The 13,358-nt window shown below is 65.7% G+C and carries 14 protein-coding genes; 2 read left to right on the forward strand and 12 right to left on the reverse strand.

The genetic code is table 11. The features are described from left to right. Positions 1-683 precede the first annotated feature (683 nt). Both A9G05_RS06425 and A9G05_RS06430 read left to right on the forward strand, forming a co-directional pair. Positions 684-1,544, forward strand: a complete 861-nt coding sequence (locus tag A9G05_RS06425; protein WP_165664510.1) for a winged helix-turn-helix domain-containing protein — start codon at positions 684-686, stop codon at positions 1,542-1,544. Continuing rightward, positions 1,541-2,047 carry a hypothetical protein gene (locus tag A9G05_RS06430; RefSeq protein WP_069560176.1) on the forward strand — a complete coding sequence of 169 codons (507 nt, stop codon included), beginning with the start codon at positions 1,541-1,543 and terminating at the stop codon, positions 2,045-2,047. Before A9G05_RS06425 ends, A9G05_RS06430 begins: the two co-directional genes overlap by 4 nt. Here A9G05_RS06430 and A9G05_RS06435 read toward each other — a convergent pair. From A9G05_RS06435 to A9G05_RS06490, 12 genes are all read right to left on the reverse strand, one after another. Beyond that, positions 2,026-2,991, reverse strand: coding sequence for an OmpA family protein (locus A9G05_RS06435; protein ID WP_069560177.1), 966 nt, complete (start codon positions 2,989-2,991; stop codon positions 2,026-2,028). The two genes, A9G05_RS06430 and A9G05_RS06435, sit on opposite strands and share 22 nt — an antisense overlap. Next, on the reverse strand, positions 2,988-3,860 hold the full coding sequence (motA, locus tag A9G05_RS06440) for a flagellar motor stator protein MotA (protein ID WP_069560178.1): 873 nt from the start codon (positions 3,858-3,860) through the stop codon (positions 2,988-2,990). The genes A9G05_RS06435 and motA overlap by 4 nt, the downstream gene beginning before the upstream one ends. Positions 3,861-3,869: 9 nt before the next feature. Then, positions 3,870-4,604 carry a FliA/WhiG family RNA polymerase sigma factor gene (locus tag A9G05_RS06445; protein ID WP_069560179.1) on the reverse strand — a complete coding sequence of 245 codons (735 nt, stop codon included), beginning with the start codon at positions 4,602-4,604 and terminating at the stop codon, positions 3,870-3,872. A 9-nt stretch (positions 4,605-4,613) separates the two neighbouring features. Beyond that, positions 4,614-5,090 carry a flagellar basal body-associated FliL family protein gene (locus A9G05_RS06450; protein ID WP_069560180.1) on the reverse strand — a complete coding sequence of 159 codons (477 nt, stop codon included), beginning with the start codon at positions 5,088-5,090 and terminating at the stop codon, positions 4,614-4,616. Positions 5,091-5,108: 18 nt separating this feature from the next. Then, a complete protein-coding gene (locus A9G05_RS06455; RefSeq protein WP_069560181.1) occupies positions 5,109-6,110 on the reverse strand; it encodes a flagellar hook-length control protein FliK in 1,002 nt (333 codons plus the stop codon). Positions 6,111-6,114: 4 nt separating this feature from the next. Further along, the gene (locus A9G05_RS06460) at positions 6,115-6,429 is read right to left on the reverse strand and encodes a hypothetical protein (protein ID WP_069560182.1); all 315 of its coding nucleotides are present in this window, start codon (positions 6,427-6,429) and stop codon (positions 6,115-6,117) included. Continuing rightward, entirely contained in the window at positions 6,413-6,811 is a 399-nt protein-coding gene (gene fliS / locus A9G05_RS06465) for a flagellar export chaperone FliS (protein ID WP_069560183.1), read from the reverse strand. The genes A9G05_RS06460 and fliS overlap by 17 nt, the downstream gene beginning before the upstream one ends. Next, a complete protein-coding gene (fliD, locus tag A9G05_RS06470) occupies positions 6,808-8,136 on the reverse strand; it encodes a flagellar filament capping protein FliD (RefSeq protein ID WP_069560184.1) in 1,329 nt (442 codons plus the stop codon). Before fliD ends, fliS begins: the two co-directional genes overlap by 4 nt. 905 nt (positions 8,137-9,041) lie before the next feature. Beyond that, on the reverse strand, positions 9,042-10,079 hold the full coding sequence (locus tag A9G05_RS06475; RefSeq protein WP_069560185.1) for a hypothetical protein: 1,038 nt from the start codon (positions 10,077-10,079) through the stop codon (positions 9,042-9,044). A 15-nt stretch (positions 10,080-10,094) separates the two neighbouring features. Beyond that, a complete protein-coding gene (flgL, locus tag A9G05_RS06480) occupies positions 10,095-11,009 on the reverse strand; it encodes a flagellar hook-associated protein FlgL (protein ID WP_069560186.1) in 915 nt (304 codons plus the stop codon). A 9-nt stretch (positions 11,010-11,018) separates the two neighbouring features. Next, positions 11,019-12,383, reverse strand: coding sequence for a flagellar hook-associated protein FlgK (gene flgK, locus A9G05_RS06485; RefSeq protein WP_069560187.1), 1,365 nt, complete (start codon positions 12,381-12,383; stop codon positions 11,019-11,021). Continuing rightward, entirely contained in the window at positions 12,380-13,351 is a 972-nt protein-coding gene (locus tag A9G05_RS06490; RefSeq protein ID WP_069560188.1) for a transglycosylase SLT domain-containing protein, read from the reverse strand. The genes flgK and A9G05_RS06490 overlap by 4 nt, the downstream gene beginning before the upstream one ends. Positions 13,352-13,358 lie beyond the last annotated feature (7 nt).

Here is a 13,358-nt window from a genome sequence, read left to right on the forward strand (position 1 = left end):
TTTTTTTTGGCTGACGGGCTCTGCCGACCGCTCGCCAAGCCAGGCAGGGCTCATGCCCCTCCTACTGCGCAGGCGAGAGGTTGAGGCGATAACCAGAGTCGAACCAACAGACTTTCCTGCAGATCTGCTTATAAATAGAAAAAACCTACAACATACAAAGCAAACTGATCACGCCTGATTTCCAAGCATTCGTAAGCACCTGCCCGGGGTACGGCACTGCCCCCAAAACCACCACCAAACTGGTTTATGAAGAACCCGTTACGTGGCTGCAGCGGCGCTGAACGCGCGCTCAAAAATGCTTACCCACTCCACATGAACTGCGATACTCCGGCCGTCTTCACCTTGTATCGGCTGCCTCATCCACGTTCGTTCAACGGCCTGCCAACGCGCTTCCCGCCTCCCAGGGCTGGGCTCCCCTGCCCCCTCGCCCAGCAACAGATCAGCCAGGCAATGAGCAATAAACGCCTGGGCTGGTCATCACTTTCCTCTATACGTGGAACTAAATTTCAATTCCTACCGATCAATAAGAAATTTCCACAACCACGGGGAATAATCCCGCATCACAAATACCTGATCAAACAGTCAATAATTCCACCCTCATCGCGGCAATCCTGAGCAGTTCCGACCGAGATGTCAGATTCTACCTACCCATGGATAGAACAATAAAAATGAGTGGAGAACCTATGCCTTGCATCTACTTACGAACAGGTCGTAAAGACTGCCAGATTTGCTTCCAGCCGCTGCGCTTTCAGCTCTCGCTGATCCAGGCCGACCAGGAGGAACGGATCGAGCTGGGCTTTTCCGGAAGTCGCGTGCTGGAACGCTTACTGCAATCCCCTGGTGAAGTGGTATCCCGCGACGAACTGCTGCAATACGCCTGGCATGACCGTGTGGTGAGCCAGGGCAGTCTCAACCAGCAGATCTACACCCTGCGCCAGCTGCTGCATGACGAACGGCAGCGCGAGATCATCCAGACGCTGCCCCGCCGGGGCTACATGTTCAACCCCGGCTACCTGCTGCAGATCGTGCACGACGCCGATACGACACCCTCTGAGGAGCCCGGCGTACCCGCGGCCGTCTCGACGGCGCTGATCACGCCCCCCCTGGAAGACCCCGCGCCCTCCCTGCCTGACCCATCCCCCTCCAGGAGATTCGGCCGGCCTGTCGCCGGAGGCTGGAAGCAGCGATTGAGTCTGGCAGTGGGAGCGAGCGTGCTGGGACTGACATTGGTCGGTGCGGTACAGGTCTATAAGCCGCACGAGCAACGCAAGATGGTCACGGAGAAGCTGCGCCTGGGTCAGTTGAACCTCCTGCTGGTGGAGGGCAGCCCGCGTCAGATGGCCGAGCTCAAACGCAACGCCCTGCTCTTGCGCAGCCAGCTCGAACGCGTGGCGACCCGCCCGGCCGAACTGCTGATGTACAGCAGCTCGCACTTCTATGAGGTGATCTGCCTGCAACCCGACGGCAGGGCGAACTGGCTGATGATCCATGAGGATCAGGTCGGGCAGGTTGCCGATGTGCAGTGGCGGAGGTGCCTTGAATGATCCGGCACGCTGACCGCACGCTGCGCCAGGCCCTGCCCCTGCTGGCGCTGAGCCTGCTCGCAGCAGCGGGAATGGCCGCCTGGCAGCGTCAGCCCGTACTGCCTGGCACGGCCTGCTACAAGGTCCAGGGCGAAGCCGTGCTGGCCGATGGTCGGGTGCTGCCCATCGCCCACACCTCGATGCTGCACGACGGTCGCTTCTATTCGACGATCAAGCAGGACGACACCGGCGTCCTGGTGGTCGCCGGGCGTGTGGAGGTAGGCCTGTTGGGGGAAATCGAGGTGCAGGTGGAGCATGGCGGGGTAGCCGGCGACCCCCATGCGGTGGACGGCCAGTTGGCCTACACCCTGCTGCGCCACACCCAGCCGGGCGCCCGGGTGCATGTCATGCCGGTCGCAGGGTGCTACTACGGTATCGAGACCCACCGAGTGATCTGCCCCTTCCCGGGCCAGCCATCACCGCCGGCAGTCGCCTCCTCCGTTCAGGGGTTGGCCGGCCCCTGAAAGCGCACCCCCTCGGCACTCATGCGCGCCTGTGCGTAGCCGTCCCCGAAAAGTTCCCGGTACAACCGCTCGGCGTGCTCGGTCAGCAGCAGGACTTCGATACGACGATTGGCGCCATCCTCTGGGTCCTCCGGGCGTACCGGCATCACATCGGCCTGGGCCGAAACCTGCAGCAGGCGCTGCACGGGCAGCCCGCCGGCCATGAGCGCATTGCGCGCCTGGAGGGCGCGGTCTCCTGACAGGTGCCAATTGTCATAACCGGGCTGCCGATAGGGCACGGCATCGGTGTGGCCGCTGATGATCACGCGATTCTCCACCCCCACCAGAACCTTCGCCAGGGCAGTCAGGAGATCGAGGAAGTGAGGCTCCAGGCGCGCGCTGCCCCGAGCGAACATCGCGCGCTGCTGATCGTCATGGATGACGATGCGAAGCCCCTGGGGCACCACCTCCACCTCGATGTTCGCCAGGGCGCCCACCTGGCTGGCCATATCGCGGATCACCTGCGCCAGGCGCTCCAGATCTTCGACCGTTCGGAACGACTGCGGAGCGTCCCCGGGCTCCTTGTGGTCGCGCTCGGCGGTGCGTTCGACCGGCGTTGCCTCAGCCTTGCGGGCGGGTGCTTGTTCGGGCTTGTCCGCCGTCTCGCGGCGAGGTGCCTGGGACGCTGGGCGCCCCTCCAGGTCCAGCGGCAGCCGGCTGGTGCCATCGAACACGCCGACACCGCCGTCAATGATGGGATTGAGCATCAGGTCGCCTGCACTGGGGCTCTGCGAGCGGGCCTGAGGCTGAACGATCCACAGCACCATGAACAACGCCATCATCGCCAGGGTGAAGTCCGCAAAGGCCACCTTCCAGGCACCACTGTGCTCGTCGTGGCGCCCCTTCTTGCCCTTGCGCTTGATGATCACCTCATGGCCGTCGGCCTTCTTGGCATTGCGGCTCATGCTTGATTGCGCTCCTCTTCATACTGGTTGACCCAGGTCTCCAGTTGCTTGAACGGCGGCTTCACGTCCTGCTCGATGAGCTTGCGCCCGGCGTCCACCGCCAACAGCGTGGGCTTGCCGGCCACATGAGCGACCAGGGTGGTGCGCACGCATTCCAACGCCGACAGTTCGGTCTTCACCCGCTGGCCCATGGCATTGCTCAGCGGGTCCATCAGGCAGTAGCAGAAGAAGATGCCGAGGAAGGTGCCCACCAGGGCGGCGGCAACGTGGTTGCCGATATCGGCCACCGAGCCGCCGATGCTGCCCATGGTGATGATGATCCCCATGATCGCCGCGAGGATGCCGAAGCCCGGCATCGCCTCCCCCACCTTGTGCAGCGACTTGGAAGGCTGCAGCAGTGCGTGCTCCATCGCCTCCAGCTCCTGCTCCAGGAAGCCCTCCAGCTCATGGGCGCTGATCTTGCCCATGGCCATCAGGCGGAAGTTGTCAGCGATGAAGAACATCAGGTGCTCCTCCCGCAGGATCAGTGGGTAGCGGGCGAACAGCTCACTTTGCTCCGGGTCCTCGATGTGCTCGTCGAGCACCTTCAGGCCGCCGGCATCCACCATCTCCAGCAGTTCGTAGAGCAGCATCAGCAGTTGGCGCTGGAACTCCTCGCCCCGCGCGCCCTGGACAAACACCGTTTTCAACTGGGAGACCATCTCCACCAACACCTCCTTGGGGTTGGCGACGATCAGCGCACCCAGCGCAGCGCCGAGAATGATCACCATCTCCGCCGGCTGCCAGAGGGTACGCATGTCGCCATGGGCCATGGCATAGCCCCCCAGCACACAGGCCACGATGATCAGACTTCCGATTACTTTCTGCATGGTCGTGACCTAGGCCGCTTCAGTGAGGAATTGGCAGGCACGGCCGAGTGCCTGCTTGACGAGCTGGCAGACACGGGCATCCGTGACCTCCAGCACCAGGGCGATTTCCTTCAGGCTCAGGTCCTGCTGGTAGTAGAGGGTCAGCACCAGGCGCTCACGCTCGCTGAGTTGGGCCAGCGCCTGAGTCAGCAGGCGCTCCTGCAGCACGCGCGCCTCCGGCCCCGGCGTCTCGCCGGCGAATTGCAGGTGCTGCTCCTGCAGCAACACGTCCAGGCTCTCGATGGCCTCGCCGCACTCCGCCCGCAGGTGTTCCTGGTAGGCGGAGATGTCCATTCCGGTGGCAGCGAGGATCTCTGCCTCCCGGGGCACCCGCCCCAACTGCCGGGCCAGGGCGCGGATGGTGTCCCGTATCCGGTGGGTCTGCTGCCGCAGTTGGCGCGGACGCCAGTCCAGGCGCCGCAGCTCATCGAGGATCGCGCCACGGATACGCAGGGCGGCAAACCGGGGGAACTGGGCATCGGGTTCGCCGTAGCGGCGCAGCCCTTCCAGCAGCCCCATCAGACCGATCTGTTCCATGTCTTCGCGGTCCATCACCTGGCTGGCCTGCAGAGCGAGTTGGCGAACGATGCGCTTGACCAGCGGCAGGTACTGCAACAGCCAGCGTTGCTCCGCTTCCGGGGAGTGGCGTCGCGAACTGACGGTGAAATCGGTGTTGTCGTTATCGAGCGGAAGGGTGGCATGCATGGGGCGACCTCATTGGGCAATCAGCTTGCTGATCAGCAGGTTGTCGAAAGGCTTGGCTGCATTCTGCGTAGCGAAATCAGCGTTGAGCCCTTCCACGAGGCGTTGGCGCAGGGCCTCGAAGCCCAGCGCGCGAAGCTCGTCGGCCTGCAGGCTGGATAGGTTGGCAGCGACCGAGCTGCGGACCATCGGCACCACCTGCTCGAGCTTTTTCTTGTCGGTACCGGCCGGGCCCTGGAGCACCACATCGAGCACGAAGTAGTACTCACGGTCGCGTCCAGGGAGGCTGAGGATGATTTTTTCCACCGGCAGGAAGACGAACTCGACAGAGGGCTCGGCCTTCTTCTTGTTGTTGGCTTTGCGCGACTCGGCGCCCGGCTTTTGTGAAACGAGGGCCGACTGCAGCAACCAATGGTTAACAGCGACACCAGCGGCAACGGCCAGGACGTTGAGCACGCAGACCAGCAGGATCAAACGATTGGTGGACATGGGACCTCTCTCATGGAATCAGACGGTGGCCAGCACATCGTCCCGGCCGGGTTGGCGGGAGTCCTGGCGATGGGTGTCGAGGGGATTGGCGTGGATCGCCAGCGCATGGGCGGCTTCGTCGCGCCCACGTCGATCGCGATCGGATTGGCTGAAACCGCCTTCGGCGAACACCGAGACGCTGACCGGCAGGCCCTGCTGGCCGGCCAGGTCCATGCGCAAGCGCTCGCTGCCCTGTTGCAGCAGGCGCGCGACATCCCCCTGGGATGCGGCGATCTGCACGCTGAGCTGCCCCCCCTCCTGGCGCAGGACGATATCCAGGCTGCCCAGTTCGGCCGGCTCCAGCCGCAGCCGTGCGCTCTGGCTGCGCTGGCCAAGTTGCAGCTCCACACTCTCACGCAAGGCCTGGAGCATCTGCTCCCCCCAGCGCGCCTGGGGTCCGGCCAGGTGCAGCGTGCGCTCCAGTGGGCGTTCCGGCTGGGCATCGGCTACCTGGAGTGGGCTTGCGACCTGAGGCGCAAGCCGGAGCGGCTCGGGGAGCGGCTCGCGCAGCACCGTCTCAGTGGCTGGCGTACGTCCGGGGGTATCCGCCCGCTCGATGGCGAGCGGCTCCGGCTTGAGCCCAACTCTCTGCTCGGGCCTATCGGGCAGTGCAGATGCGGCTTCCACTGCTGCCGCGACACGCCGGCGCGACAGCGACAAGCGTTCTGCCAGGGCATCGTCCACCCGTGCGGCCTGTGCCCGTACTGGGGGAGCCTGCAGGTTTGCACCCTGGGTCCGCTGCCCCTGGAGCAGGGCCAGCAAAAAGGCAGCGTCGACGAACTCGACAGCATCCTCTTCGCGCTCTACCCCAGGCAGGGTCGGCGCCGGCTGCACCGACGCTTCGGACGGGCCGAGCGCCGCCAGGATCGGGTCCCACACCTCTGCGGTCACGGGAGTTTCACCGGCCGGCTGGGCAACAGCCGGCAAGACGGAGGGTTGCGCCGCGCCCGCAGGGGGCGGCACCAGAAGGTTGATATCCATGGGTTCAAGCTCCGGTTTGGCAGTCGTTGGTCAGGTAGGCATGGCGCCCTTCGGCAGCGTCCAGGTCATGGCTCAGTTGCCGTTCCAGATGGCGCAGGGCGGCAGCGCATTCACGCTGTGCCTGCTGGTGCAGCCGCTGCATGCGCCGGCACACCAGGCAGTCGCCGACTCCGGCGTGGCCCAGGCGCCGTAGCCTGATGAGGCAGGCGGCAATTTCCGCATCCAGGGGCGCCAGGGCGTCCCACTGACGAATGCTGAGCACCTGCACCATGCGGTCGGCCAGGGCGGCGAGGCGGCGGTGTTCAGTGGCGAGCGGCATTCACACCCTCCCAGCCTTCACGCAGCACGCCGAGCAGGCACACCACTTCATCCAGCCCCTCCAGAGAGAGGGTCACGCTGACGTCGGCAAGGCGGTAAATGCAGTAGTCGTAGAGTCGCGCGAGCCCCTCTACCAGTTCGCCACCGCCTTCGTAGTCGAGGGCGCTGGACAGGCCGTTGAGGATGTTCAGGCACTTCTCCAGGGACTGGCCCTTCTGTTGATACTGGCGCGCCTCGATGTGGCCACGTGCGCGGGCCAGTTCGTCCAGCAGGCCGTCGAACAGCACCAGCACCAGTTCGTAGGGCGCGGCCGCCGCCGTGCGGGCTTCGAGGTCCACGGTGCGGTAGCCACCGTAGCTGTCGTCCAGGTCGAATCCGTTCATTCGAACAGCCCTCCGGTCCCCTGCATCGACGAACTGGCTTGCACCAGTGCCGAGTACTGCCGCAGGTAGCGCTGATAGAGGGTGTCGAACTGCCGTTGCACCCCTTCCAGAACCCCGTCCATGCGGCGCAGGTTGCTGGCGACGGCCTCGCGGCGGCTCTTCAGCAAGCCGGTGCTGCCGGTGTAGGGCGTAAGGCTGCGCTCCAGGCTGTCCACCAGCCGGCCGGGCTCGCGAAACAGCTTGTCCAGCTCGTCGGGCTGCTCGGACAAGGCCTTCTCCAGTCGCGTGCTGTTCAGGGTGAGCTTGCCGTTGCGGTCGGCACTGATGCCGAAATCCACCAGGCTCCGGCCACCGAAGCCGTTACGCAGCAGCGCATTGATGCGCCCTTCGATGCTGCGGACCGTGGCGTCGCCGGCCAGTGGGCCCCGCACACTGCCATCGTTTCCACCACTGGCCGTCAGGCTGTCGAAGCTGCCCAGCAAGCTGTTGACGGCATCGACGAACCCCTGGACGCGCTCCCGGGTGCCCTTTTCGTCCCGGCGGACGGTGACCTGCAAAGGGCTTTCTCCGGGCCGATGCACCTGGCTGAAGGTCAGCGAAAGCCCCTCCACGACATCCTCGAAGTGATTGCTCGGGCGGGTCAGCAACAAGCCGTCCTCACCGCCCAGGCGGACCTGTGCATCCAGCGCCTGGGAGAGCACACGCGGAGCGGCCACAGCCGAAGCCAGGGCCGTTCCGGAGCCCCCCTGCAGGGAAAGCGACACCGCCTGGGCAGCGCCACTTTCCCGGGCGCTGACCATCAGGGACAACTTGCCATCGGCACGGACCAGCGCGGTGCTGATGCCACTCGCGGCAAGGGTCGTGGTCAGCGCCTGCTGCAACTCATCGGGGCTGTTGAGGCCATCGCCATCTCGGTCCACCGTGGCCAGGTCGAGGCTGTAGGACTTGCCACCCTGCTCCAGGGTCAGCACCCCCTGGGTGCCGATGCCCTCAGCCGTCAACCCTTCCAGGGCCAGTTGATGCGTACTGGCCAGACGCTCAACGAAAAAGCTGTAGCGCCCGCTGCTGGCGTTGGCCCCGATCGTGGCGCTGGCGCGTCCTTCCTGGCTGAACACCGCCTCATTGGTGAGGACCGGGCGGGATTCGCCCTTGAACTCGCGGATCGCCGTACTGAAGGTGCGCAAGGCCTTGTCGAGATTCGCCAGTGCATCCCCTTGGGCGCGATAGGCCCTCTGGCTGCGAGTGGCTCGCGACTGGGCCGCTTGGATGCCCAGCGTGGCCAACTTGAGGGCCTCCTGGCGGGCGTAGTCGGAATCGATATTCATTGGTCTGCTCCATTGAACTGGCAAGGGTGACCAGCACTAGAGCAAGGCTGATGCCAACCCCTGAAAGCCACGGAGCACAAGGCCTCCAGCGTTTCAGGGGGGAAGGCATGACAAAGCCGGACAACGACCTGGCGGAACGTCCACTTCCGCCCTCTTCCCATCCAGGCGCTATGAAGCGATCACCCAGGGAGTGAGCGCGAAGCCCTTCTTTTCTGAATCGCCAGAGGCTGCAAGGTGAAGAAAAAGCGCCCTTGCCTACCACATGCCCGGAAGCCCCTGAGGAAATCGCCTTGATGCAAACGGTCAGGCTCCGTCCTCCCAGTTGCACTGGACAGACCGTTGCTCACGCAACCGGAAGTCACCCTGGTCACGCCCCGGCGCTCCCTGGAGCACAGCCCGGCCTGACAACGGACCTTGAAGCAAGCCGACCGCCTCATGAGGTGGGGCCTGTCTGGCGACGGCCATCTCAGGCCCATCGCCTGGCGCGCGGCCCAGCCCACGCATGAACGGGGCATGGTGCCCAACGAGCGCGGGATGGCCGCCCGGGCCTTGGATCGCAAGGTTTACGACAACCTGTCGAAAGTGGCCCGACGCCTGGCATGAAGCGGCAGTGAAGTTCGAAGTACCGCTGAACGGCTGTGCCGGCAACGCCCCACGCCGGCCCTATCCCACCTGGCACATCGGCGCAGGCGCGCCACGGCCTATGGAGGTCTGGGTAGAGCGCATTGATGTCGTCGACCGTCGCAACCTGGCCTATGAGCGCGTATATGGCGGCGGGGGTGGGTTATGCAGCAAAGACAGCAGGGTGGCGGGGTGGCGGGGGCTCCATCCTGGCAGCCGTGTCCCTGCGATAAAAAATCCCGCACCCGGCGCGGCTCAAACACCGGGGCGGGCAAGGCGGGACATCAGGCCAGCAGGCTGACCACGGTGAAGCGTGAGAGCTGGGCCTGGGCAACGACCGCCTGGGCCACAGCCCCGTAGGAGTCGGAGCCTCGGCTCATGAGGTCGAACAGGGAGCGGGCGAATGACTGGGCCCACTGGCGCTCGTTGCGGGTCTCGGCATGGGCCAGGAACTGGCGAATCCCGTCCTGGCGCTTGGCCAGTTGGTCCCGCAGGCGCTCGATGCGTTCCAGTATGCCCAGCACCGTGTCGAGCAGACTGCGCAGTTCGCGGTGGCCCTGCCCGTCTGGTTCGGCCAGGGACTGCCAGCCTTCCTCATGACCGGCCAGGCTGCGCCGGGCTCGTGGAAACAGGCCACCCTCCCCCTGCACCTGCAGTTGGTCCTGCAACACCTGCCACTGGGTTTCGCTGGCACTGAAGCGCAGGCTGCCCTCGCTATCGAGTTCAGCCCGCAACCCGGCAGGGCCGAGCCCCTGATTGAAGCGCCGGAGCACCTGTTCCGGCGCAAGCCCTTCATCGAGCACCACCGCCAGGGCTTCGCCCGGCTGACGGGAGAAGCTGAACACCAGGGTCTCGCGACCGGCGGCCTGGATGGCCTCCAGGGAATCCAGCCCCTCCAGGCGGAAGCGGCTACGTACCGGCTCCCCCAGTCGCAAGCGCAGGTCGGCGTCCAGGGACTGCCCCGTGCGTGCGCCCCGCCTCCGCAGCAGCGCATTCACGTCGCGGATGGTCTCGCGCAAGGTCTCGCGGTCGGACGGCAGCGAAGACGCCAGTTCTCGCCCCAGGTTGAGCTTGAGTTGCTCCAGATGCCCTACCAGTTCCCCCAGGTAGTGTTCGGTGGCCTGCATCTGGCTCAGTTGCTGGTTCAACTGCAGGTTGAACGCGGGCGGCTGGCTGGGTGAGCGCTGAGCTTTGCCACGGATGCTCGGCCGCTCCGGCGACACCGCTGCCGGTGCGACAGCGGGCTGGGCCACTGCCGTCTGTTGGCGCTCCCGAGGCGGCGGCGTGAGGGTGGGTGACAACTTCGGGGGATCGACCTTCATCGGGCGGTCTCGTTATCAGAGCAGGTTGAACAGCGAAAGGTCCTGGATGGCCAGGAAGGTTTTCTGGCTGGCCTTGATGGTGACCTTGTAGTTCTCCAGGTCCAGCAGTGCGCTGGGGTAGTCCAGGTGCGACAGGTCGTACTCAAGTTGCTTGTTGACCAGCGAGCGCTCCTCGTTGGCCTGGGTCAGCAGGCTCAGCGTGCCTTGTCGGCCGCCCAGCTCGGTGATGGCAGCGAGCACGCCGTCGTGGCTGGTGTCCAGTACATCGAGCAGCTCCCCGATCTGCTTCACCAGGGCCGGGTCACCGCTCTGCATGCCAGGAGCCAGGAAGGCCTTGCCCAGCGCGTGCAGATCGTTGAGCACCTTGAGATCGGGGCCGAGCATGCCCAGCAGGGTGACGTTCTCGTCGATCAGCACCTCGTTGCCCACCGTTGCCTGGCGGATGCTGGCGTTGCCACCGGCCCGGTACTGGCCGGTGGCGGGGTCCTGCAGCAGGGCCGGCTGGTCGACAAGGGTGCCGGAGAACAGGTAACGCCCGTCCTCGTTGCGGCTGTTGAGCAGGTTGGCCATGAGGCCTTCGAGGTTCTTCATCTCCCCGGCGATGGCGCCCAGGTCCTGCTCCGAATGGGTGCCATTGCGCGCCCAGAGCAGCATGTCGCGCACGCTGATCATGGCGTTGGAAACCGACCGCAGTTGGGTTTCCTGGGCCGAGAGGCTCGACGACACGCTGTCGATGTTGATGTGGTACTGAGCCAGGCTCGCCTGCTCCCGCGCATTGCGCATCAGGCGGATGCTGGCGATGGGGTCATCGGACGGCTGCAGCAGGCGCTGGTTGGTGCTCATCTGCTGCATCAGCCGGCCGATCTCGAGGCCATTGCGGTTGAGTGCCTCGCTCATCAGGGCTCTGGTCTGGACATTGGTGATGCGCATGGCAGGTCCTCAGAAGCTCGCCAGCATGGCGTCGAACAGGGTGTTGGCGGTGGCGATCACCTTCATGTTGGCCTGGTAGGCCTGCTGGTAGGCGATCAGGTTGGCCGCCTCTTCGTCGCCATTGACCGCACTGGTGCCATCGCGCAACGCCTGGGCCTGGCGGGTGACTTCGGTCGCGGCGGCGAGGTCGTCCTGGTTCTGCCGGCTGGCGCTGGCCACCTGGCCGACCAGGCCGGCATAGGCGTCGTGGAAGGTGGTGGGCGAGCCCCCCAGGACAACAGGCTGCCGACGCACCTCGTACAGCGCGAGCAGCGTGCGGTTGTTGCCGGCCTCGCCGGGAGCATCGGAGAAGGCCAACTGGTCAGGCCCGATGCCCGTCAACGTGAGCAATTGGCTGACGCTGCCCGGCTCGAAGCGGAACAGCGCCTGGCCCGGGTTGCCCTGGCGGTCGAAGCCGTCAGCCAGCACGTCGTTGACCTGCTCGGCGAACTGCCCGGCCATCTCCCGCAGCAGCGCCTGGTTAGGGCGCAGCAACTGTGTTTCGGTGACATGCAACGCTCCCAGGGTGCCACCGAGCCCCTTGGGGGACAGGCCGGCGCGGGTGCCGGCGAACTGCAGCTCGATGTGCTGCTGGTTGTCAGCGTCGCGAACCACTTCCAGGTGGCTCGCGGTATCACCGATCACCAGCGGCTGACCGCTGGCCAGGGTGATGTCGTAGGCACCGTCCGGGGTTTCCAGGGTGCGTAACTGGACGTGCTGACCGAGAGCCTTGACCACTTCGTCGCGGTGGTCCTGCAGGGTGGCCACGTCACCGCCGAGTGCCTTCGTCTCGATGATGCGGCGGTTCAACAGCGCCAGGTTGGCCGTGATTCCGTTGATGTCCGTCACCAGCGCCTCCCGCTGCCCCATCAGACCGTCGAGCTGGTTCTGCAAGCCACTGGAAAGGCTGTTGAAGCGCTGTGCCAGGTTACCCGCCTCGACCAGCAGTTGCTGGCGCAGGGCCTGGGACGAGGGTGTGGCACTGGCCTCGCTGACGGCACCGAAAAACCGATCGAGCCCTGTGCTGATGCTGGTGCCTTCGCCTGCCACCAGGCTCTCAACGGCCTGGAAGTAGGGCCGCGCGCCGGCATGTAACTGCTGCTCGGCACCAGCGCGCCACAGTTGCTGGTTCTGGAACCCATCGGCGATGCGACGGATGGCGGCCACGTCGACGCCACCTCCCTGTCCGGCCACCGGCCCCATGCGCGACTGCAGCACGGCATGAAGGCGGCTGTAGCCGGCGGTATTGCGATTGGCCGTGTTCTGCGCGGTGGTGGCCAGGGCGATCTGGCTCGCCTGCAGGCCGGTCAGGGCGATCTGGCTGATCAGACTCACGCGTCGTTCTCCTCATGCCGGGGTCGGATGCTGGGGGCGAAGGCCCCTGATTGGGACGGCAGGCCGCCCCGTGAGGGAGAAGGGGCGACCGGCGGGGACGCGCGGTTAAGGTCGCGGAGGATGCCCCGGGTATAGGCACGGGTTTCCGCATAGGGAATGGCGTCGACCCAGGCTTCGACGGAGAGTTCGCCCCGACGCGGATCACCGACGCTCGACAGCCACTCATCCACCCGCCCGGGGCCTGCGTTGTAAGCAGCCAGTGCCAGGGCCGGCTGCTGGTCGTAGCGCTCCAGCAACTGCTCCAGGTAGGCACTGCCCAGGCGCAGGTTGTAGTCGGGATCATCCAGCAGCCGTTGCAGGTCGAATGGCAGCCCCAGGGCCTGTGCCATGTCCCGGGCAGTGCCCGGCATCAGTTGCATCAGGCCCAGCGCCCCCTTGGCCGAAACCGCGCGCGCATCACCGGCCGACTCATGGCGGACCACACTGCTCACCAGCGAACGGAACGCGACAGCGCCTCGAACCAGCGGCGACAAGGGTGCAGCCACCCCCGCCACCAGGTCGGCGGCGCCCCCCAACCACTCCCCCAGCGTCCGACGCGGGACAGGGTGGACGGGCCTGGCTACCGGGGCCGGCAGCCGTTCCAGCGGTGCCGCAGGCCGGCGCGCCGGGTCGGGCGGGTCGCCGCCCAGTTGCGAGACCAGCAGCTCGGCGATACCCGCCTGCCCGCTGCCAGCCAGGTGCCGGGCCAAGGCCTCGTCATGAAGATCACGCAGCGTATCGAGCTGGCGACTGCGCAAGGGGCTGCCTTCGGAGAGCACATCGCCAGCCTTGCGCATCTCCTTGAGCAGTTGCTGCAGGAACAGCGCTTCGAAATCCTCCGAAGCAGCCTGGAGCCGCGTCCGGGGCGCCTGCGTCGAACGCAGCGCCTGGCCGGCCGACGCCAGCGAGGGGGGGAGTGTCGATGTCATCAGGAGT

Source organism: Pseudomonas sp. ENNP23 (genome assembly GCF_001728945.1).
GTDB lineage: Bacteria > Pseudomonadota > Gammaproteobacteria > Pseudomonadales > Pseudomonadaceae > Metapseudomonas > Metapseudomonas otitidis.